General features: G+C 65.8%; 17 protein-coding genes and 1 pseudogene. 7 read left to right on the top strand and 11 right to left on the bottom strand.

Going from position 1 to position 21288, the window contains the following annotated elements; all coding sequences use genetic code 11:
* Positions 1-12: 12 nt before the first annotated feature.
* The 7 genes from CH251_RS05920 to CH251_RS05890 form a co-directional block, all read right to left on the bottom strand.
* Positions 13-3747: an ABC transporter ATP-binding protein gene (locus tag CH251_RS05920; protein WP_094612529.1), complete on the bottom strand. Its 3735-nt coding sequence runs from the start codon at positions 3745-3747 to the stop codon at positions 13-15.
* Positions 3748-3971: 224 nt separating this feature from the next.
* Positions 3972-4742 carry an ABC transporter permease gene (locus tag CH251_RS05915; protein ID WP_094612327.1) on the bottom strand — a complete coding sequence of 257 codons (771 nt, stop codon included), beginning with the start codon at positions 4740-4742 and terminating at the stop codon, positions 3972-3974.
* Positions 4739-5782, bottom strand: coding sequence for an ABC transporter ATP-binding protein (locus CH251_RS05910; RefSeq protein WP_094612528.1), 1044 nt, complete (start codon positions 5780-5782; stop codon positions 4739-4741). Before CH251_RS05910 ends, CH251_RS05915 begins: the two co-directional genes overlap by 4 nt.
* Positions 5783-5904: 122 nt before the next feature.
* Complete coding sequence (locus tag CH251_RS05905; RefSeq protein WP_094612326.1) at positions 5905-6744, bottom strand: LLM class F420-dependent oxidoreductase; 840 nt, start codon at positions 6742-6744, stop codon at positions 5905-5907.
* 43 nt (positions 6745-6787) lie between these two features.
* The gene (locus CH251_RS05900) at positions 6788-7507 is read right to left on the bottom strand and encodes a hypothetical protein (protein WP_094612325.1); all 720 of its coding nucleotides are present in this window, start codon (positions 7505-7507) and stop codon (positions 6788-6790) included.
* 29 nt (positions 7508-7536) lie between these two features.
* Positions 7537-8553, bottom strand: coding sequence for a glutathione S-transferase family protein (locus CH251_RS05895; RefSeq protein ID WP_094612527.1), 1017 nt, complete (start codon positions 8551-8553; stop codon positions 7537-7539).
* Positions 8554-8609: 56 nt separating this feature from the next.
* A complete protein-coding gene (locus CH251_RS05890) occupies positions 8610-9362 on the bottom strand; it encodes a GNAT family N-acetyltransferase (RefSeq protein ID WP_094612324.1) in 753 nt (250 codons plus the stop codon).
* A gap of 173 nt (positions 9363-9535) precedes the next feature.
* Between CH251_RS05890 and CH251_RS05885 the strand changes: the two genes are divergently transcribed.
* From CH251_RS05885 to CH251_RS05875, 3 genes are all read left to right on the top strand, one after another.
* Complete coding sequence (locus CH251_RS05885; RefSeq protein WP_008714360.1) at positions 9536-9739, top strand: cold-shock protein; 204 nt, start codon at positions 9536-9538, stop codon at positions 9737-9739.
* 277 nt (positions 9740-10016) lie between these two features.
* Positions 10017-10634 (top strand): PadR family transcriptional regulator, encoded by a 618-nt coding sequence (locus tag CH251_RS05880; RefSeq protein WP_094612323.1) that lies wholly within the window; start codon positions 10017-10019, stop codon positions 10632-10634.
* Entirely contained in the window at positions 10631-12085 is a 1455-nt protein-coding gene (locus CH251_RS05875; RefSeq protein WP_094612322.1) for a DHA2 family efflux MFS transporter permease subunit, read from the top strand. Before CH251_RS05880 ends, CH251_RS05875 begins: the two co-directional genes overlap by 4 nt.
* Before the next feature lie 66 nt (positions 12086-12151).
* Here the strand turns inward: CH251_RS05875 and CH251_RS05870 are convergent, their stop codons facing one another.
* A complete protein-coding gene (locus CH251_RS05870) occupies positions 12152-13297 on the bottom strand; it encodes an acyl-CoA dehydrogenase family protein (protein WP_032396497.1) in 1146 nt (381 codons plus the stop codon).
* Between the two features lie 89 nt (positions 13298-13386).
* Here CH251_RS05870 and CH251_RS05865 point away from each other — a divergent pair, with 89 nt between their 5' ends.
* The gene (locus CH251_RS05865; RefSeq protein WP_094612526.1) at positions 13387-14178 is read left to right on the top strand and encodes an enoyl-CoA hydratase/isomerase family protein; all 792 of its coding nucleotides are present in this window, start codon (positions 13387-13389) and stop codon (positions 14176-14178) included.
* Positions 14179-14188: 10 nt separating this feature from the next.
* Positions 14189-15130: an adenosine deaminase gene (locus CH251_RS05860; protein WP_094612321.1), complete on the top strand. Its 942-nt coding sequence runs from the start codon at positions 14189-14191 to the stop codon at positions 15128-15130.
* Position 15131: 1 nt separating this feature from the next.
* On the opposite strand, the gene CH251_RS05855 is transcribed toward CH251_RS05860, so the two are convergent.
* Positions 15132-16619 carry a molybdopterin-dependent oxidoreductase gene (locus tag CH251_RS05855; protein WP_094612320.1) on the bottom strand — a complete coding sequence of 496 codons (1488 nt, stop codon included), beginning with the start codon at positions 16617-16619 and terminating at the stop codon, positions 15132-15134.
* A 61-nt stretch (positions 16620-16680) separates the two neighbouring features.
* Positions 16681-17994: a D-arabinono-1,4-lactone oxidase gene (locus CH251_RS05850; protein ID WP_094612319.1), complete on the bottom strand. Its 1314-nt coding sequence runs from the start codon at positions 17992-17994 to the stop codon at positions 16681-16683.
* A gap of 88 nt (positions 17995-18082) precedes the next feature.
* Between CH251_RS05850 and CH251_RS05845 the strand changes: the two genes are divergently transcribed.
* Together CH251_RS05845 and CH251_RS05840 are read left to right on the top strand one after the other, a co-directional pair.
* Positions 18083-18724: a TetR/AcrR family transcriptional regulator gene (locus CH251_RS05845; protein ID WP_094612318.1), complete on the top strand. Its 642-nt coding sequence runs from the start codon at positions 18083-18085 to the stop codon at positions 18722-18724.
* An 89-nt stretch (positions 18725-18813) separates the two neighbouring features.
* A complete protein-coding gene (locus CH251_RS05840) occupies positions 18814-20028 on the top strand; it encodes an alanine racemase (protein ID WP_094612317.1) in 1215 nt (404 codons plus the stop codon).
* Here the strand turns inward: CH251_RS05840 and CH251_RS05835 are convergent.
* Positions 19998-21266, bottom strand: a pseudogene (locus tag CH251_RS05835) (DEAD/DEAH box helicase); the annotation flags it as partial. The gene CH251_RS05840 and the pseudogene CH251_RS05835 sit on opposite strands and share 31 nt — an antisense overlap.
* Positions 21267-21288: the final 22 nt, after the last annotated feature.

Genomic DNA, 21288 nt, shown 5'->3' with positions numbered 1-21288 from the left:
TGTGATATGTACTCACCGGTAACCATCGGCCTCGTTGTCGATGACACCTTGGACTATCGAATTATTCCCTCGGTTCGTTTCGGCTGCAGACCACAGTTGCGCATAGAACCCGCCCCGCGTGCGCAGCTCCGAATGTCGACCTACTTCCACGATACGGCCGCCGTCGACCACCACGATCAGGTCCGCTCGTGCGGCGGTCGCCAAGCGGTGCGCGACGACCACTGCGGTGCGGGTGCGTGCGACGGCACTGCTGGCTGCGAGCACGGTTCGTTCGGTCGCTGGATCGAGCGTGGCGGTGGCCTCGTCGAGCAGCAGAAGATCGGGGTCGACCAGCTCGGCCCTGGCCAGTGCGATCAGCTGTCGTTGACCCGCGGACAGCCCTTGCCCGCGCTCGCCGACGGGTTGGTGCATGCCGCCGCGAAGTGCAGCGATGGTGCTCAGAGCCCCCACGGAGCGGGCTGCGTTCTCGATGTCGGCACGGGTGGCGTCGGGCCTGCCGTAGGCGATGTTCGACGCGACGGTCCCGGTGAACAGGTGCGCTTCCTGCGGTACGACGCCGAGTCGGTGCCGGTAGTCCGAGAGGCGATAGTCGCGTAGATCGTGGCCGCCCACGCGCACCGATCCGGAGGTCGGATCGTAGAAGCGGGCCAGCAGTTTCACGACCGTGGATTTGCCCGCGCCGGTGCGGCCGACCAACGCGACGGTGGTGCCGGCAGGGATGGTGAGATTTACCTCACTCAGGGCGTCGGACTGTGCCCCGGCATACCGAAAACCGACGTCGACGAGTTCGATGTCGGCGCGCAGGCGTCCGCCGGGAAGTGCGGTGGTGTTCGCGTTGGTGGAGGTTTCTATCGAGCTGGTGGTGCGCAGCAGATCCCCGATGCGGCCGACGCCGACCCGTGCTTGCTGGTAACCGTCGAACACCTGCGAGAGCTGCTGGATCGGTCCGAAGAGCAGCCCGAGGTAGAGCACGAACGCCACGAGGGTGCCCGCGGTGGTGGTGCCGGTGGCGATCTGATGTGCGCCGACGAACACGACGACGGCGAGCGCGATGTCGGAGAGCAGTGTGATGAGAGGAAAGAACACCGAGATCGCGGTCTGCGATCGCATTCGGCTCACCCGGTAGCGGTCGGAGCGTTCGGCGAACCTCGATGCGGCGTACTCCTCGCGCCGGTACGCCTGTGCGGCGCGCAGTCCCGTGACGTTCTCCTGGAAGTCGGCGTTGACGATCGAGATGCGCTCGCGGGAGGTGGAGTACGCGGCCGAGGAGATGCGCCGGAAGATGACGGTGGCCACGGCGAGTGGCGGCACCACCGCCAGCGCGACCAGTCCGAGTGCCGGGTCGGTGACGAGCAGTGCGGCGGCGATGCCGACGATGGTCAGCACGCTCACCACCGCGGTCGAGGCTCCGGTCTGAATGAACGAGGACAGCGCATCGACGTCGGTGGTCATTCGGGTCATGATGCGGCCCGACAGCTCGCGTTCGTAGTAGTCGAGGCCGAGCCGCTGAATGTGTGCGTAGCTGCGCACCCGGAGTCCGAAGAGCACCCGCTCGCCTGCCCGCGCGGTGATGACCGTCGTCCAGCAGACGACGAACCAACTCGCCGCTGCCAACACTACGCCGATCGAGGTGGCGATCCACAGGGTGTTCGAGTCTCCACTGGCCACTCCGCTGTCCACGGCGTAGCGAACGAGGGAGGGAAAGGCGATCGAGGCCAGTGAGTCCAGCGCGAGGAGCACCACCACCGCTGCCAGCAACAATCGCACCGGGCTCAGCAGTCTCGACAGCCGGAACTCGGGGTCGGGTCGACGCAGTTCGGATCCCGATGTGCCCGGGTCCTCGGTCGCAGGCGGCAGGGCCGCGACTGCCCGGGAGATGGCCGGTGTGGGTGCGAGTGAGCCGAATGCTCCGGCCATCGCAGTTCCGTGACCACCTCCGCCTCCGGGTGCGGGTGTCGCGGCCGCGCCGGGTGCGACCGTCGACTCGGGAGACGTGTCGGGCCAGAGCGTGTCGGCGGACGGGGCCGCGGGCAGCTCCGTGCCGGGATCGTCGTTCGGCTCGCCGTCTCCGCCGGCCAGGAGGGCCCGGAACAACGGACAGCGCTGATCCAGTTCGTCGACCGTTCCGGTGTCGATGATCCGGCCGTTGTCGAGGACGGCGACGCGGTCGGCCAGGGTCAGAGTCGAGCGGCGATGAGCGAGAACGAGAGTCGCGCGTGTGCGGACGCCGCGCAACGCGTCGAAGATGGCGGCCTCGGTCTCGGCGTCCACGGCGGAGGTGGCGTCGTCGAGGATCAGAATGCGCGGCTCGACGAGAAGAGCGCGGGCCAGCGCAATACGTTGGCGCTGGCCCCCGGACAGGGTGAGTCCGCGCTCACCGACGAGGCTGTCGTATCCCTCGGGCAGCGCGTCGATGAAGTTCGAGGCCTGCGCCAGCCGCGCCGCATGCTCGATCTCCTCCGCGGTGGCGTCGGGCCTGCCGAGAGCGATGTTGGCGGCGATGGTGTCCGAGAAGAGGAACGGCTCGTCGAACACCAGCGAGACGGCCTCGCGCAGGGATGTCGAGTCGAGGTCGTCGATATCGATGGACGTTCCGTCGGACGTCAGGGCGATCTGTCCCCGAGTCGGGCGGTAGAAGCGAGGGAGCAGGAGTGCGAGTGCGGTCTTTCCCGAACCCGCGTGGCCGACGACGGCCACCGTCTCACCGGGCGAGATGGTCAGGTTCAGGCCGGTGAGCACCTCGCGTTCGGGCTCGAACCCGAACGTCACCTCGGAGATGCGGACTCCGAGCGGGCCGTCCGGCAACGAGACGGGTTCGGTCGGTTCCGGGTCGGACGGCTCGGTATCGACCACCTCGTAGACGCGCTCGACGGCCGCGCGGGAGAGCTGAGCCATGATCACCACCGACGAGACGGTGCGGGTCACGGCGGACAGAGTCGCGACATAGGTGGCGAAGGCCAGAAACGTGCCGATCGTGATGTGGCCCTCGAGGGCCAGATAGCCGCCGAGGGCGATGACTCCGACGAGTCCGAGCTGAGGAATGGTGGCCATCGACGGTGCGAACCGCGAGTTGATCTTCGCCGATCTCATGCGCTCGGCGAACAGCGTGCGACCCAGCGTCTCGATGCGATCCACCGCGCGGGCTTCCTGTCCGAAGCCCTTGACGACTCGGACGCCGGTGACCGTTTCCTCGACATGTTGTGCCAGATCGGCGGCGCGTTGCTGCGCCGACCAGGTGGCCGCGAAGAGAATGGGCCGAATTCGATAGACCACGATGCCGACCGCAGGAACGATGAGTACCGCGACCACGGTGAGCAGCGGCGACAGATACGCCATCACCGCCAGCGCCAGCACGAACTGCAGGACGGCTCCTGCCGACAGCGGCACCATGGCCAGCAGTCCCTGTACGAGTTGGAGGTCGGTGATCGATCGCGAGACCACCTGCCCGGTTCGGATTTCGTCCTGCTTGCGCCCGTCGAGCCGCTGCAGTGACGCGAGCAGGTCGAGGCGTAGATCGTGCTGGACGTCGATCGAGAGCCGGCCGGCGAGCATGCGTCGACCGAATTGGCACGCGAACCGCACGAGACCCAGCAGTGCGATGGCTCCGGCGACGGCGGCGATCTTCTCGCCTCTGCCTGCGGTCGCATCATCGATGGCGACTCTGGTGAGCAGCGGGAACGAAATGTCGATGACCGCGGCGATCATCGTCACGCCAAGGGCTCCGAGTGCGGTACGTCGATGCAGCATGCACTGCGCGATCAGACGTCTGATCCACCCACGCCGGGGACTCGACGCGGGTTCTGTGCTGTCGAGTGTCGACGAGCTGTGCCCGGGTGCCGCTGCACGGTCTTTCACCGCATTACTGTGTGCCATCGATTCACCACGGTAGACCCGAGTACCGACACCTTCGGCCCGCGAAAGTAGGGACCGCCTATCTAGGTCGTTCCGCAGGCTCCACTCCCGCCGCGACGTCAGTCGATGTCGCGCGTGCGGGCCAGGAACCAGCCGACGCCGGTGAGAATCGCGGCCCACAGCGCGAGTCCGAGCGGTGCCCACGGCCACGACGCCAGGTCGCCTGCGTCGTCGAGTTGAGTCGCCGCCATGGTCGGCAGAGTCAGGTTCGACGGCAACGCCACGGCGACCGATCCGAGCCCGAGTCCGAACAGGATCAGCGAGATCAGACCCTCGCCGAACGGTAGCCAGGCGACGAGCACGATCGCGGCCCACGTCGGAGATTTGAGCAGCAGACCCAGGCCGGCACCGATCATCGACCACAGCACCACTGCGAGGAGGCACGACGCCACCACGCCGATGAACGCGCCGTCCAGCAGCACCGTCCGCTCGTTGAAGATCAGCAGGCAGATCAAGCTGGCCAGCAGCACCACCAGGCCGTATCCGAGGCCGAACAGCGCAGTGACGATCAGTTTGGCGGCGATCACCCCGTCGCGGCCGCGAGCCGTCAGGAAGCTGGTGGTGATGGTCTTGTGGCGGAATTCGGTTCCGGCGTTGACGGCACCGAAGATGCCGGCGAACAGAATCGCGGCACCGGCGGCGACGTACAGGCCGATCGAGGCGACCCCGCCGGAAATGTCGAGGTCCTCCTCGAATTCACCCAGCTGATTCGCGATCACAGACGTGATGACGGACGCGAACACTCCGACGACGATCGGGGCGATCGCCAGCGCCCACCAGAACTTCAGTGTGGTGACCTTACGGATCTCCGACGTCAGCAACGCGTTCATCGCGGGCCCCCGTTCCAGTTCTGTGGTGGACCGTAGTTCTGCGGCGCAGGGCTGTACCCCTGCGGTGGGCCGTAACCCTGCTGAGGTCCCGGCGGGCCGTAACCGTAGGGATTCTGCTGAACGGGTGCGGCGTTGTACTGACCTGTGGTCATCGACAGGAACACCTGCTCGAGGTCGACGTGTTCGCTTGTGGTCCCGAAGATCGTCACCTGGACGTCGGCCGCGATGCGGGCGATCGTGGCCGCGTCGGTACCGGCGACGCCGATGCGTCCGTCGGGCAGCAGTTGACTGTCGTTGAACCCGTTCGATGCCAACGCCAATGCCAAGGCTGCGGGGTCCGATGCGGCCACGAGTACCCGGCTCGGACGCGTCGATCTCAGTTGCGCGATGGAACCCTGGTAGACGAGTGCGCCGGCGCTGACGATCACCAGATTGTCGACGGTCTGCTCGATCTCGCGCAGGATGTGACTCGACACCAGCACGGTGCGTCCGGACGCGGCGAATGCCTTCAGGAAGTCGCGGAGCCAGGCGATTCCCTCGGGGTCGAGTCCGTTGGCGGGTTCGTCGAGCACGAGGATTTCGGGATCACCCAGCAGAGCTGTCGCCAGTGTCAGACGTTGACGCATGCCCAGGGAGAAGCCGCCCGCGGCGCGGTCGGCGGCGTCGCCGAGGCCGACCAGGTGCAGCACGTCGAGGGCGCGGCTGTCGGGTACGCCGATCGCGGCGGTGTAGATCTTCAGATGATGCGCTGCAGAGCGCTTGGGGTGCAGGCTCAGCGAGTCGAGGACGGCTCCCACGGTGCGGGCCGGGTGGGTCGCCGCGCGAAACGGAACGCCGTTGACGAGGCCGACACCCGAGGTGGGGGCGACGAGTCCGAGGAGCATGCGCAGCGTCGTCGTCTTGCCCGAGCCGTTGGGGCCGAGGAATCCGGTGACCGTTCCGCGCGGAACGACGAAACTCAGGTCCGAGACCGCGCGAACCGTGCCGAATTGCTTGGTCAGTGCCTGCGCTTCGAGCGCCGCTCCCGGATAGCTGGTCATCTGTGCGCAATCCCCCTGGCCGTTGGACACCTCGAGTACCGGCTGCACGCGGCAACCGGTACTCGAGGCTACGGGGTGCGACCGACATCCGGTGCGGCCACTCGCGCGCGAGCCCTCCCGCGTCAGCGATGCAGCGCGGCGGCGATCTCTCGGTAGGTCTCGAGCGGATCGGCCATGTCGGGCAGCGAGTGCAGTGTCACGTGCGATGCGCCGGCGTCGACGTGCTCGTTCAACCGTGCTGCGATCGCGTCGGCCGTACCGTGCGCCACCAACGCGTCGATCAGCCGGTCGCTGCCGCCGTCGCCGATCTCCTCGTCGGAGTAGCCGAGTCGGTTCAGATTGTTGGTGTAGTTGCGCAGGTGCAGGTACGGGTTGTTGACCGGTGGCCGCCCGATCGAGCGCGCCTTGTCCGGATCCGATTCGAGGACCACCTTGTGTTCGGGTGCCAGAATCTTGTTCGGTCCCAGGGCTTCTCGTGCTTCACGAGTGTGCTCGGGGGTGGTCAGGTACGGATGCGCACCTGCGGTGCGGTCGGCCGCCAGCGCGAGCACCTTCGGGCCGAGAGCAGCGAGGACGCGCCGCTCCACCGGGACTCCGGCCTCGTCGAGAGCGTCGAGGTAGGACACCAGAGCGTCGTACGGCTTGGTGTATTCCTGCGTTGCCTCCGGGTGGCCCGCGCCGATTCCGAGGACGAAACGGCCCGGGTGCTTGCTCTCCAACCGGTGATACGACGCGGCGACGTCGGCCGCTGCGTCCGACCAGATGTTGACGATGCCGGTCGCGACCACGACCGTTTCGGTGGCGTCGAGAATCTCCTCGGAGGTGGTCAGGTCCGCGGGCGGCGAGCCGCCGAGCCAGATCGTTCCGTAGCCGAAGGATTCGATCGCCCGGGACAGTTCGGGGGTGAATGCCGAATGAAGTCGCCAGACGCCGTACGTGCCGAGTTCAGGTGTGGAAGTCATGTTCGGAGTCAACGCGTTCCACTCGCGAAGATTCCGGGGGCTCTCATTCGTCCGGCTCGATGATGCGGTTCTCCGGGAAACGGGCAGGCGGCGGGCCGAATGCGTCGCGGGCGTTCTTGATGACACCCTTGCCGACCGCGCGGTTGCCCGCGCCGCCGATCGCTGCGCCGATTCCGGCGGGGAGCATCTTGCCGACCAACAGCGCGCTGCGCTTGGCGAGGTACTTGGTGATGAACTTCTTCACCAGCGACTTGTTCATGGTCGCCATCGAGCCGCCCGGGATGCGCGAGGTGATCAGCGGTCCCCAGTTCTTGGCAGTCTTGCCGACCGTTCGTTGCACGATCTGCATGCCCGATTCGCCCAGGGCGACCGACAGCACCAGCGCGCGTCGGTGCTGGTGGTTCTCGACGGGGATGCCGTGCACGGACGCGACCGACAGGGTCAGTAGTGCCGAGGACTCGATGAAGAACGCGGTTTCGGCACCCACCGCGGCGAGCGAGGCGACGGTTCCGACGCCCGGGATCGCCGCGGCACCGCCCACCGCCGAGCCGCTGCCGGTGACGGCCAGCAGGAACCGCTTCTCCAGGCGTTCGATGATCTGCGCCGGGGTGTCGTACGGGTGTGCTCGACGCACGTGCGCGACGTATTTGTCGACGGCGGGTCCCTGGAGGCGGCTGGCGTTGTCGAGAATGTTGACCAGCGCGCGTTCGAGCTTGCCTCCGCCCCCGACCTCGACCTGTGCGTCGTCCTTCTTGCCGGCCATGGGTCCTCTTTCTTCTGGAGAGTTGTGAATCAGTGCACCCAGTGGTCGGCTGGAACGAGCTCGTCGGGCTTCGGCGGCGGGGGAGCGGTGCCGTCGCCGAAGGGTGATCCTCCCAGGGATTCGCGGCCGTGTGGTTCGAGCCATCCGGTCAGGTCCGGGCCCTTGGGGACGATGCCCGACGGATTGATGTCGGTGTGCACCTCGTAGTAGTGCCGCTTGATGTGATCGAAGTCGACGGTGTCGCCGAATCCGGGGGTCTGGAACAGATCGCGCGCGTAGTTCCACAGCACCGGCATCTCGCTTAGCTTGCTGCGGTTGCACTTGAAGTGGCCGTGGTAGACGGGATCGAACCGCACGAGCGTGGTGAACAGGCGCACGTCGGCCTCGGTGATGTGGTCTCCGACGAGGTAGCGCTGGGTGGACAGGCGCTCGACGAGCCAGTCGAGACGGGCGAACAAGCGGTCGTAGGCCTTGTCGTACGCCTCCTGCGATCCGGCGAATCCGCAGCGATAGACGCCGTTGTTGACGTCTCGGAACACGAGATCGGCCACCTCGTCGATCTCGCCGCGCAGCGCCTCGGGGTACAGATCTGGGGCACCGTCGCGGTGATACTGCGTCCACTCGGTCGACAGATCCAGCGTGATCTGCGGGTAGTCGTTGGTGACGACCTCGCCGGTGGGCACGTCGACGATGGCGGGGACGGTGATGCCGCGCTCGTATTCCGTGAAGCGGGCGAAGTACGCATCCTGCAACCTCGGAATCTGCAGAACAGAATCGACGCCGCCCGGCTCCTCCTGGAAGTTCCAGCTGCGCGGGTCGTGAGTCGGTCCCGGAATGCCAAGCGACAGAACGTCTTCCAGCCCGAGCAGTCGGCGAACGATGATGGATCGATGCGCCCACGGGCAGGCACGCGCTGCAATCAATCGATAACGCCCCGGCTCCACCGGATAGCCGTCGCGGCCGTCGGCGGTGATTCGCGTCGGAATGTAGTTGGTGTCGCGCGTGAATTCCTTGCCCGGCTTCACATAGGCGGCATCGTCGGCCATGTTGTTCACTCCTCGCATCGATCGGTTCTCTCGACGCTACCCAGTTCGGAGCCGACTCAACCTCGATCGGCGCGCGGCACGGCGGTGTGACACGCTCCGATCTCCACATAACCCAGCCGCGCGGCGAGGCGTCGAGCACTGGCGTTCTCGGGTCGCGATCGCCACTGCGGAATCAGGCCGTCGTCGATGGCGTCGTTGGTTGCCAGCCGCCCGACCACCTGGGCGTGACCCCGTCGGCGATGGTTCGGGTCTGTCAGGACCCGCATGTCGGCCAGGATCAGCTGCTCTTCCGAGTAGCCGGCGGAGGAGAGCGAGTGCGCCGAGTCCGCAGGCCTGTCGTCGCCGAGCAGTGTGAACCAGTTGCGCGACACCGGCTCGCCGAATGCCTCGGCAACGTCGGCGTCACTGCAGTTCGCCGCAAGATTGCGGGCGTGCACCGCATCGTGGGAGATCAGCGGGTCGTGTACGTCGATGGTGTGGCCGATGTCCGAGCCGTAGGCCAGCGTATGAGTGCCGATCTCGTAGCGCTCCGAGCGGTCACCCAGCAGCGACGAAATCCAGGTTCGGTCGGTACCGGCGTGGCCGGAGATCGCGCGTGAGGCTTCGACGGCCCAGGACGGACCGACGATCACGGTGGTCTCGGCCAGTCGCAGCACGGTGATGTCCTCGGTGGCACCGACATGTTCGACGCGGTCGGCGTCGGTGTCGAGGCCGCGGTCGTCCAGTTGCAACCGGCGACACCAGGCCAGGCGGACGATGTCGAGTCGGTGAGAATCGAACGGGCCGGCATCGAGAAGGGGGAAATCCACGCCTGAACCCTAGCCACAGCGGCGCTGGGCGACGTTTCGGTTTCACCGTCCAGAAGCAATCTTTCGGACTTTTTCGCCCCCGGTGTTTCGCTCAGCGCCGATAGATGGCAGACTCACTTTTGAGATTAGAGCTTCGACGTGAAGATCTAGCTCGCTTACAGAAGGTTTACAGAATGACGCAGGGCAGTGTGAAGTGGTTCAACGGCGAAAAGGGCTTCGGCTTCATCGAGCAGGATGGTGGCGGACCGGACGTTTTCGTTCATTACTCGGAGATTCAGGGTAGCGGCTTCAAGTCGCTCGACGAGGGCCAGCGCGTGGAGTTCGAGGTGGGCCAGGGTCAGAAGGGCCCCCAGGCTACCGGCGTCCGCGCCATCTGATTCAAGCTTCGTAACCCGACTTCTCCTGGTGGAGTGAACTTCTCGAAGTAAGTTCCACCAGAAATTCGGTGACAAGGCCGGATACACGGAAGAAATTCCGAGTATCCGGCCTTCGTCTGTTTCGCAGGGCATCGACCTCGGTCGGTGCCCTGTGTGCGTTGTATGTCCGATAAATCCGCAGGTCGGAGGAATGTCCGGGTTGCTTTGCACCCCCGGAGGCCCATATATTCCAGTCGGAATAATTCGACCGGAATATCGACCTGGGGGGTGTACACCGATGCGGGATGGAGCGATCAATCCCCTGGGCGTATCGGTGCTCGCGTTGCTGTCGGAAGGTCCGATGCATCCCTACGAGATGTATCAACTTCTGTTGTCGCGCAAAGAGGATCGCATCGTCAAGATCCGCCCGGGATCGCTGTATCACGCGGTGACCAGACTGCACGAGCGTGAGTTGGTCGAAGAAGTGGGTACGGACCGCGGTGGCAACCGTCCGGAACGCACGACCTACGAGATCACGCCCGCTGGACGTCGAGTGCTGACCGATCGACTTGCGGAAATTCTCCGATATCCAGTGCGCGAGTATCCGCAGTTCGTTCTCGGTCTGTCCGAGATGCACAACCTGTCGGCATCCGAGGCCGTCGCCCATCTGCGCGGCCGCATCGAGGACCTGGCCGAGGAGATCGCGGAGCTGGCCGGCTATCAGCAGCTTGCCGCAGACCGGAAGGTCTCCGAAATCTATTGGGCGGGAATCGATTACCTCCACCACATGCAGTCCGCGGAGGTGAGCTGGTTGACCAGGTACCTCGATCGCATCGACAGCGGCGAGCTTCCGTGGCCGCACGACATTTCCGTTCTTCACACGACGCTGACGGATCGACACCAGGAGAGCACATGAACGTCCTCGAGACCGCTCCGCCGCAACGAGAGATCAAGCCCTGGCCCGCCCTGTGGGCTCTGTGCCTCGGCTTCTTCATGATTCTGGTGGACACCACCATCGTGGCTGTCGCTCAGCCGGCCATCCTCGCGGGCCTGAACACCGACATCAACAACGTCATCTGGGTGACCAGTGCGTATCTTCTGGCCTACGCGGTGCCGCTGCTCGTCACCGGGCGTCTCGGTGACAAGTTCGGTCCCCGGAATCTCTACATCGCGGGCCTCGTCCTGTTCACGCTCGCATCTGCATGGTGTGGCCTCTCCGGGTCCATCGAGATGCTCATCGCTGCGCGCGCCGTGCAGGGCATCGGTGCTGCGATGATCACCCCGCAGACGATGGCCGTGATCACCCGAGTCTTCCCCGCCGAGAAGCGCGGAACGGCCATGGGGGCGTGGGGAGCCGTCGCCGGTGTGGCGACACTCGTCGGCCCGATCCTCGGCGGAGTCCTGGTCGACTCCCTCGGCTGGGAGTGGATCTTCTTCATCAATCTGCCGGTCGGTGTTGTCGCAATTGCGTTGGCACTGAAGTTCGTTCCGGTGTTGCCCACGAACGACCACAAGTTCGATCTGCTCGGTGTCGCACTGAGCGCCGTCGGACTGTTCTGCATCGTGTTCGGCATCCAGGAGGGCCAGAAGTACGACTGGGGGACGGGTATCTGGATCCTCATCGGTGTCGGACTGCTCGTCTTCGCCGGGTTCGTCTACTGGCAGGCGGTGAACAAGAGCGAACCGCTGGTCCCGTTGGCGCTCTTCCGTGATCGCAACTTCTCGCTCTCCAACATCGGTATCGCCGCAATGGGTTTCGCGATGTCCGGCATGATGCTGCCGATCATGTTCTACGCGCAGAGCGTCACCGGGCTCACCCCGACCCGTTCGGCTCTGCTGTTCGTGCCGATGGCCCTGCTGACCGGCATTCTTGCACCCAATGTCGGCAAGCTCGTCGACAAGACCCATCCCCGCTACATCGCCGGTTCGGGACTGTTCATTCTGGCCGCGTCGCTGCTGTGGTTCGCCTACGAGATGACACCCACCACCGCGATCTGGAAGCTCTTGCTCCCGGTCGCAGCGATGGGCGTGGCGAACGCGTTGATCTGGTCTCCGTTGGCGGCCACGGCGACGCGCAACCTGCCGATGAGTCAGGCCGGCGCAGGTTCCGGTATCTACAACACCACCCGGATGATCGGTTCCGTGCTCGGTAGTGCGGGTATCGGCGCGCTCATCCAATCGCGCCTGGCCGCCGAACTACCCACCGGTGGATCGGCCTCGGGGGCAAACGAATTCGCCGGCCGAGTGCCCGAGATGCTGCGTGACGGTTTCACCACCGCCATGGCGCAGTCACTGATCCTGCCAGCCGCGGTGTTGATCGTCGGCATGATCGCGGTCTGCTTCTACGCTCGGCCGGCGTTCAAGTAGTGCCTGCGGCAGTGGTGCGGTTAGGTGCCCCCTGCGGCACACAACCACACCACTGCGCGAAGCGCACTACAGGCCCAGATCGCGGCCGATCAGTTCCTTCATGATTTCGTTCGATCCGGCCCAGATCTTGGTCACGCGAGCGTCTTTCCATGCCCGAGCGGCGCGGTATTCGTTCATGAATCCGTAGCCGCCGTGCAGCTGGACGCAGTGGTCGAGGATTTCGTTCTGCACCTGCGAGCTCCACCATTTGGCCTTGGCGGCGTCGATGGCCGTCAGTTCACCGATCCCGTGCGCGGCGATGCAGTTGTCGATGTACGCCTGTGCCACATCGAGTTTGGTGACGAGCTCGGCGAGCAGGAACTTGTTCCACTGCAGTGAGCCGATCTGCTGACCGAATGCCTTGCGGTCCTTGGCGTATTGCAGTGTCTCCTCGAGGATCGGGCGGACGTGTCCGAGGTTGGCCACCGAGCAGCTGATGCGTTCCTGCGGGAGCAGCTGCATCATGTGGATAAAGCCGCCGTCGAATTCGCCGATCATGTTCGAGCTCGGGACGCGCACGTTCTCGAAGAACAGCTCGGCCGTGTCGGATTCGGGCTGGCCGACCTTGTCCAGCTTGCGGCCGCGGGAGAATCCTTCGGTGCCGTTCTCGACGGCGAAGAGCGTGATGCCCTTGGCCTTCTTCTCCGGCGTCGTGCGGGTGGCGACGATGACGAGGTCGGCGGAGTTGCCGTTGGTGATGAACGTCTTCGAGCCGTTGATGATGAAGTCGTCGCCGTCCTTGACGGCGGTGGTCTTCAGCGCGGCGAGGTCGGAGCCGCCGGACGGCTCGGTCATTGCGATGGCGGTGAGGATCTCGCCGCTGCAGAAGCCGGGCAGCCAGCGCTTCTTCTGCTCCTCGGTGGTGAGCTTGACCAGGTAGGGCGCGACGATGTCGACGTGAATACCGAAGCACGACGCCACCGCGGCGCTCGAGCGGGCGAGTTCCTCGGCGAGGACGGCGTTGAATCGGTAGTCCTCGGCTCCGCTGCCGCCGTATTCCTCGGGCACTTCGAGTCCCAGGAAGCCGTTGCGACCTGCTTCGAGCCAGATCTCGCGGTCGATGTACCGCTGTTCGACGAGCTTCTCCTCGACCGGGGTGATGGTACGGGTGACGAACTCGCGTACCGACGCACGGAAGTCCTCGTGATCGGCCTCGAACAGGCTGCGCTTCATCTATCTGTTCCTCTCGGTAACGGTGAGTTACCTGCGCACAATACTCGTTGGTAACAACCGCCCGAGACGGGTGTGGCACTATGCGAACCATGGCTGACGCACCCACTTCGCTCGTTCGATCCACCACCGCGGCAGGCGCCGAGGTCGCCGTCCTCACCTTCGATCACGGCCCGCTCAACCTGTTCGATCAGGCCATGTTCGACGCGGTGGCCGCCGATGTCGCCGATCTCGTCGCGCGACCTCCGCGGGCGGTGTTGCTGCGCGCCGAGGGCAAGGTGAACTCCGCCGGCGTCGACGTGCATGTCTTCGAGGGCCTGTCCGCCGCGCAGGGGGCGGATCTGTGGCGTGGTCTGTTCGCGCAGATCGCTCATCCGCTCGAGGCGCTGCCCTGCCCGGTGATCTATGCCGCGCACGGCTTGACGCTCACGGCGGCGTTCGAGATCTCGCTGGCGTGCGACATCATTCTCGCCGGTCCCAAGGCCAAGTTCGGTCTGGTCGAGACGGTCGTCGGGTTGACTCCGTCGATGGGTGGCCCGCAGCGCCTCGCCGAGCGGGCCGGTTCGGGTCGGGCTCGCGAGCTCGTCATGACCGGTGACCTGTACGACGCGCAGACGCTGAAGGAGTGGGGCGTGGTCAATCAGATTCATGACGACGTCGACGCCGCGGCGCTCGCACTGACGCACCGACTGGCCGACGGCCCCACCGTCGCGCATGCGGCAACGAAACAGATTGTGGCAGCGTGGCGTTCGGGCGGTGTGGCCCATGCGGACGAGATCACCTCGGAGGTCTCCGGCGCACTGTTCGAAACAGAGGATCTGCGGGGTGCGGTGAAGAGCTTCCTCGAGGTCGGCCCGGGGAAGGCGACGTACACGGGCAAGTAGCATCAGGTGAGTGAGTACTGATCAGCTGGCCGAACTGCACCTGCACATCGAGGGGTCACTCGAACCTCCGCTGATATTCGAGCTCGCCGAGCGCAACGGATTGTCGTTGCCGTACAACGACATCGACGAATTGCGGGCGAAGTACGAGTTCACCGACCTGCAGTCGTTCCTGGATCTGTACTACGCCAACATGGCCGTGCTGCGCACTGCCGAGGATTTCGCGGATCTCGCCCGGGCCTACTTCCGCCGCACGGCGCAGGCCGGGGTGACGCACGCGGAGATCTTCTTCGATCCGCAGGCGCACACCGAGCGCGGTGTGCCCCTCGCGGCCGTCGTCGACGGATTGGCCGACGCGTGCGCTACCAGCGAGCGCGAGTTCGGCGTCACGAGTGGGCTGATCGCGTCGATCCTGCGGGACAAGCCGGTGCTGCACGCCAATCAACTGCTCGACGATCTGTTGGCCATGCAGGCCCCGATCATCGGTCTCGGTCTCGATTCCGCCGAGGTTGGCTATCCGCCGTCGCTGTTCGTGGACGTGTTCGCCAAGGCGCGCGCCGAGGGTTTGCATGTCGTCGCCCATGCCGGTGAGGAGGGCCCGCCCGACTACATCTGGCAGGCACTGGATCTGCTGAAGGTCGAGCGCATCGACCACGGTGTGCGATGCCTCGAAGACGAGGCACTGGTGAATCGACTTGTCGAGGAACAGATTCCGCTCACCGTCTGCCCGCTGTCCAACGTTCGGCTCAAGGTGATCGACACCGTCGAGCAGCTACCGCTGCGGCAGATGCTCGAGCGGGGCCTGTCGGTGTCGATCAATTCCGACGATCCCGCCTACTTCGGCGGCTACGTCGACGACAACTTCTCTGCCCTCGAAGCGGGAATGGGCCTCACCGCGGCCGAGCGAAAGCAGTTGGCCGAGAACTCGATTCGCGCGAGCTTCGTGACTGTCTAGATCAGTTCGCCGTCACCGAGATCCGCGGGTAGCCGGTGGCACCATCGGGAACGGTGTCGGCGGTCTGGTTGGTCTGCAGCTCACCGGCCGAGTTGGTGGCGCGGGCTCGGATCGCGTGTTGGCCCGAGGGTAGGTCCAGTTCGACGGTCCATTGCCGCCAGGTGTCCTTGGAGTACTCCTCGGACAGTGTGGCCGGCACCCAGTTGCCCTCGTCCACTTGCACTTCCACGGCGTCGATGCCGGTGTGCTGGTCCCAGGCGACGCCGGCGATCACGGTCCGGCCGGCGGGCACGGAACTGCCCGATCGTGGAGTGTCGATTCGCGAGGCCGTCTTGATCGGTCCGAGTGCGCCCCAGCCGCGGTCGGTCCAGTATGCCGTCGCGCGGTCGAATCGGGTGATCTCGATGTCGGTGACCCACTTGGTCGCCGAGACGTATCCGTACAGGCCCGGAACGACGAGCCGCGCCGGGTAGCCGTGTTCGACGGGCAGCGGTGCGCCGTTCATTCCGACGGCCAGCAAGGCATCGCGGCCGTCGAGCAGAACCCCGAGGGGAGTGCCCGCGGTGAAGGCATCGCTGCTCGACGACAGCGCCATGTCGGCGTCGGGGGAGATGCCTGCTTCTTCGAGAATGTCCTTGAGCGGGTAGCCGATCCACGTCGCGTTGCCGACGAGGTCGCCGCCGATGATATTGGACACGCAGGTCAGGGTGACCGTTTTCTCCACTGCCTGGCGTCCGGCGAGGTCGGCGAACGTCAGCTCGATCTCGCGGTCCACCATGCCGTGGATCCGCAACGACCATGTATCCGACGCCACCCGGGGCACGACCAGTGCGGTGTCGATGCGGTAGAAGTCGTCGTTCGGGGTGATGTACGACGCGAGGCCGTCGATCTTCAGGTCCGCTCCGGCCGGTATCGGGGGTTGCGGGGTCGGTGTGGGCAGCATGAAGCCGAGTCGATCCGCGGTGACTGCTCGGGCCGAGGTGAGCATTCGGCCGGCTGTTCCGGCAACGACGCCGAGTACCGCGGCACCGGCGGCGAGGGCGAGGAAGCTGCGTCGGTTCATGCCCTCGGTCGCAGGCGCGGCGGCACCGATGAGGGCGTGCAGCACGACGATGCCCACGGCAACGCCGCCGATGGTCGGTACCGCGTAGAAGGCCGTCGCGTCGGGTCGAGTCACTGCCGCGAGTACGCCCACTACGCCCAGTGCGGCGAACACGACCGCACCGATCGGCTTGCGGGCGATTCCTGCCGCCGCGGCGATCGCGCCGATGACCACCGCCATACCGACGAACAGGGCGAGCTTGTCGGAGGTGCCGAACGTGTCGATGGCCCATTCGCGGATCGGGGCAGGACTGTGGTCGACGGCCGAGGACCCGACGGCGGTCAGTGGTGACGAGTTGGGTCCGATGGGCACGGCGATCAATTCACCGACACCGAGGACGACTCCGGCGGCGATGATGCCGGACAGCGCGCGTTTTCCTGTACTCACTCGCTCCAATGTAAGCGAATCGGTGGTGAGCGGTAGTTCGTAGCCTGCTACGAGTTACCGCTCACGACAGCAGACGCTCGAGGTACTCGCTGCCGAACAACTTCTTCGGGTCCATCGAATCCCGAACACGCAGGAAATCGTCGAAGTGTTCGTAGCAATCGCGCAGCTCCTCGCTACCGAGGGAGTGCAGTTTGCCCCAGTGCGGCCTGCCACCGACGCTGCGGCAGATGGCTTCGACGGCGTCGAAGTACTCGCGGTGATCGCGGCGGTGGTACTGGTGCACAGCGATGTAGGCCGTCGGGCGTCCGTACGCGGTGGAGAGCCAGATGTCGTCGGCCGCGGCGAAACGCACTTCGACGGGGAATGCGATGGACATCGACGACCGCTCGAGCCAGCGATCCACCTCGCGCAGCACCCAGCCGATCTGGGCGACCGGCACCGCGTATTCCATCTCGACGAATCGGACGGTGCGGGAGGATGCGAACACCCGGTACGAGCGATCGGTGTATTCGCGAGCCGACAACGCTCGGGCCGAGACCGCGTTGACCCGGGGAATCAGCGCCGGCATTCTCGTCACCACACGGTTGAGGCCCTCGAAGACCGTGTTGGACAGCAGCTCGTCGTCGATGTACGAGCGCACCTTTCCCAGCGGCTTCGAGACCGCGTCGCCGGGTAGCCGAGTGTTGCGTTTGGTCAGCACCCGGTCTGTGTGCGGAAACCAGTAGAACTCGAAGTGGTCGACGCCTGCGACGGTCTCATCGAGTTCGTCGAGCGTTGCCCGCAGCGTCGACGGCTCCTCGACGGCGCGCAGGGCGAACCTGGGTACGCACTCGAGCGTGACTCGGGTGATGACGCCGAGTGCACCGAGCCCGACGCGGGCCGCGTCGAACAGTTCCGTGTTCTCCTCGCGAGAGCTCTGCACGAGTTGGCCGTCCGCGGTCATCAGTTCCACTGCGCACACCTGGGTGGCGATGCCGCCGAAGCGTCCCCCCGTTCCGTGGGTACCCGTGGAGATGGCTCCGGCGACGGACTGTTCGTCGATGTCGCCGAGGTTGGTCATGGCCAGGCCGAGGTCCCACAACCGCGAAGTCAGCTCGCGCAGCCGGGTGCCTGCGAGCACTGTCACTCGGGCGGATCCGTCGTCGTCGCGGACAACCGCTTCGATGCCACGCAGCGAATCCAGGCCGATCTGGACGCCGTCGGTCACCGCGATCGGGGTGAACGAGTGTCCGGCCCCGACGCACCGCACCGACCGAGAGAGGTCGACGGCACCGGCCAGCACGACGCGCAACTCCTCCACCGACGTGGGCTCGGCGCGACGCGCCGGAAATGCATGTTGATTGCCTGCCCAGTTCCGCCACGACCGCTCGACCATCGAATCACTATCGCACTCCTGCAACCCAGGGGCGTTCCCCGTGGGGCAATCCGAGGCACAGAACTCGGCTGCGCCCTAGGATCGGGTCATGCAATCGAGGCTGCCCGCTGATGTGCGACGCGCACAACTGGTGCAGTCGGCGATCGATGTCGCCGAGCGGGTGGGCATCGAGTCCCTGACCGTGCGTGCGCTCTCGGACCATGCGGACGTCACCAAGGGCATCGTGCAGTACCACTTCGAAACCAAGCAGGATCTGGTGATCGCGATGGGCGAGCACCTCATCGTCGACGTCACCGAGATTCTGCACGCCGCGCTGGACAGTGCCGTGGGCACGCGCGAACTTCCGGGCGTCCGTGGTCTGCGGGAGCTGGTGCACGGCGGTCTGAGCGCGGTGTGGTTGCTGATCGAGAAGTCGCCGGATCGGCAGTTGCTCGCCTACGAGATCAAGACCTATCTGCTGCGTCATCGCGCGCTCGGGTCCGCGTCGGCCGCCGAGATCGCCAGTGGGCAGTATCGAATCCGCGACTCCGAGGCCCGGTTGTTCTTCGAGAAGTGTTCCGCTCACACCGGGACGCGATGGCTCGAGCCGGTGGCGTCGATCGCGCGTTTCGGAATGGCCACCCTCGACGGGCTGGTGCTGCGGTGGTTGGTCGACGGCGACGATCTCGAGGTGTTGGCGCAGATCGACGACCTGTCGGGGTTGATCGCGGGCAAGGCCATGGACTGCTGAGAACGGCGTGGCCGATGCTCGCTGGGACTTCTGGGCTACGGAGTGTTTGACTGTGTAGGCCTGGCAACGACGACGAAGGAATACGCCGCATGAGTTCGATCGCCGGTGTCGCAACCACCGACACGACACCACTGTCCCGTATCGCCGCTGCTACCGAGGGGCTCGAATCACCTTTGGCCGCAGTCGATTCCGCTGCCCTCGATGCCAATGCTGCGGCGCTGCGAGCACGGGCGGATTCGGTGCCGATCAGGATCGCGAGCAAGTCGGTTCGGTGCCGGGCCGTACTGGAGCGGGTGCTCGCTGCCGACGGCGTGAGCGGGGTCATGGCCTACTCGCTGCGTGAGGCGATCTGGTTGGCACGCCACGGGGTGGAGGACATCCTGATGGGGTACCCGTCGGTCGATCGCACCGCCCTCGCCGAGGTCGTCAACGATCGTGTTCTGTCCGGACGAATCACGTTGATGGTCGACGACGTCGCACAGCTCGACATCGTGCGCGACGCCACCGACAGCGATCTTCTCAAGCCACGTATCTGTATCGACGTCGATGCCTCGCTGCGAATCGGGCCGCTGCACATCGGTGTCCGACGTTCGCCGCTGCGCGAACCCGAGCAGGTCGCCGCCTTCGCTCGGGCGGCGCAGGCGCGTGGGTTCCGGGTGGTCGGTCTGATGTTCTACGAGGCGCAGATCGCCGGTGTGCCCGATTCCAATCGGGCGGTGGAATGGATGAAGTCGCTCTCGTCCCGTGAGATCTCCACGCGCAGAACGGCGGTCGTCGAGGCCGTGACCGCGGCAGTCGGTCGGATCGAGATCGTCAACAGTGGCGGTACCGGGTCGATCGACTTCTCGGCGGCCGATCCGGTCGTCACCGAGGTGACCGCGGGATCGGGCTTGTTCGCGCCGACGCTCTTCGATCGGTATCGCGCATTCTCGGCCGAGCCTTCGCTGTTCTTCGCGCTACCCACGGTGCGCAAGCCGACGCCTCGGATCGCGACGCTGTTCGGTGGTGGTTACATCGCGTCGGGTCCGGCGTCGGCGTCGAGGTCCCCGCGGCCGGTGGCGTGGTCGAGGAAGGCCAGGGGAGTCGTCACGTCCGGGTTGAAGTTGCTGCGCAACGAGGGTGCCGGCGAGGTGCAGACTCCGGTGAGCGGAGCAGAGGAGATCCGGATCGGTGATCGCGTCTGGTTCCGGCATGCGAAGGCGGGCGAGTTGTGCGAGCGATTCGACACCCTGCATCTCGTGCACGCCGACGGGTCCGTCCAGGCGGTCCCCACTTACCGTGGTGAGGGTATGGCGTTCGGCTGAATCCCGTTCTCGCACAGGCTCATGAACGTTCCGAGGGTGAGCAGTCCGACGGGGGTCGACGGCAGGTACCGGGTCAGTGCCCGCGATCGGACCAGTATCGCGGCCCATTGGCCACGCGAGACGGCGACGTTGAGTCTGTTGCGGGACAACAGGAATCCCATGCCTCGCGGAACGTCCTCGATCGCCGACGCGGCCATCGAGATCAGTACCACCGGTGCCTGGCGTCCCTGGAACTTGTCCACGGTGCCCACCGCGACCTCGTCGAGTCCGGCGGCCGCGAGTCGTTCGACGATGACGGCTACCTGCGCGTTGTAGGCCGCGACCACCAGGAAGTCGCTCTGGTGCATGGGCCGCGTGCCCTCGAAGGACTGCGGGTCGCGCCACTGGAGGCCGAGCAGATTCTGCACGCGGGTGACGATCTCGTCGGCTTCCTCCACCGAGTCGGTGGAATTGCCGTGGTGGTCGAGGTACACGGTGTGCAGTCCCGGTGCGAGCGACTCCAGCGAACGCGCTTGCGTCACAGTGCTGTTGGACTCGAGTTTACCCTCGTAGGACAGCGTCGAGACGGGCGCACACAGATCGGGATGCATCCGCCACGTCGTGGCCAGAAAGTATCCACGGTCGGCGGGCAGCGTCGGGTGACCGCTGGTGATCCAGCCCAGAGCCGACTCGTCGACGGGTTCGGGGTGGGTGCCCTGGCTGACCTGCGGCAGCTGCGCCGGGTCGCCGAGCAGCAGCAGGTTACGTGCGGAGACCGAGACGGCGATGGTGTTGGCCAGCGAGAACTGCCCGGCCTCATCGATGACCAGGAGATCGAGCGATTCGGGCGGGATGCGGCCGGGGTTGGAGAAGTCCCAGGCGGTACCGCCGATGACGCAGCCGTCCTCGGCCTCGCCGACGAAGCGGGAGTACTCCGCCGGGTCCACGACTGTGTGGGCTGTCGGTGCCTTCTTGCCCACCCGGCCCGGGTCGACGCCGGCCGCCACGATGGTGTCCAGCAGATTGTTCACCACGTGATGCGACTGGCCCACCACGCCGACCTTCCAGTGATGAACGCCGACCAATTCGGCGATCACCCGGGCAGCGGTGTACGTCTTCCCGGTCCCGGGCGGCCCCTGTACGGCAACGTAGGAGTGATCGAGATCGAGCAGCGCCGCCGTGACGGCCGTCGCCGATCTGCTGACGCTCTCGCCACCCCGAACCCGTTCCGGCACCGGCCTTCCCGAGGTGCACGCCGGTGACTACGCGACGGCCGTCACG

It is taken from the genome of Rhodococcus sp. 06-462-5, assembly GCF_002258315.1.
In the GTDB taxonomy this organism is placed as follows: domain Bacteria; phylum Actinomycetota; class Actinomycetes; order Mycobacteriales; family Mycobacteriaceae; genus Rhodococcoides.
Note: the sequence above shows the minus strand (reverse complement) of the source record. Positions and strands in the feature narration are given on the sequence as shown.

Coding starts and splice junctions, on each gene's coding strand:
- CH251_RS05920 (WP_094612529.1), bottom strand. CDS start 3,747: ATGCTGCATCGACGTACCGCACTCGGAGCCCTTGGCGTGACGATGATC.
- CH251_RS05915 (WP_094612327.1), bottom strand. CDS start 4,742: ATGAACGCGTTGCTGACGTCGGAGATCCGTAAGGTCACCACACTGAAG.
- CH251_RS05910 (WP_094612528.1), bottom strand. CDS start 5,782: ATGACCAGCTATCCGGGAGCGGCGCTCGAAGCGCAGGCACTGACCAAG.
- CH251_RS05905 (WP_094612326.1), bottom strand. CDS start 6,744: ATGACTTCCACACCTGAACTCGGCACGTACGGCGTCTGGCGACTTCAT.
- CH251_RS05900 (WP_094612325.1), bottom strand. CDS start 7,507: ATGGCCGGCAAGAAGGACGACGCACAGGTCGAGGTCGGGGGCGGAGGC.
- CH251_RS05895 (WP_094612527.1), bottom strand. CDS start 8,553: ATGGCCGACGATGCCGCCTATGTGAAGCCGGGCAAGGAATTCACGCGC.
- CH251_RS05885 (WP_008714360.1), top strand. CDS start 9,536: ATGACGCAGGGCAGTGTGAAGTGGTTCAACGGCGAAAAGGGCTTCGGC.
- CH251_RS05880 (WP_094612323.1), top strand. CDS start 10,017: ATGCGGGATGGAGCGATCAATCCCCTGGGCGTATCGGTGCTCGCGTTG.
- CH251_RS05875 (WP_094612322.1), top strand. CDS start 10,631: ATGAACGTCCTCGAGACCGCTCCGCCGCAACGAGAGATCAAGCCCTGG.
- CH251_RS05870 (WP_032396497.1), bottom strand. CDS start 13,297: ATGAAGCGCAGCCTGTTCGAGGCCGATCACGAGGACTTCCGTGCGTCG.
- CH251_RS05865 (WP_094612526.1), top strand. CDS start 13,387: ATGGCTGACGCACCCACTTCGCTCGTTCGATCCACCACCGCGGCAGGC.
- CH251_RS05850 (WP_094612319.1), bottom strand. CDS start 17,994: ATGGTCGAGCGGTCGTGGCGGAACTGGGCAGGCAATCAACATGCATTT.
- CH251_RS05845 (WP_094612318.1), top strand. CDS start 18,083: ATGCAATCGAGGCTGCCCGCTGATGTGCGACGCGCACAACTGGTGCAG.
- CH251_RS05840 (WP_094612317.1), top strand. CDS start 18,814: ATGAGTTCGATCGCCGGTGTCGCAACCACCGACACGACACCACTGTCC.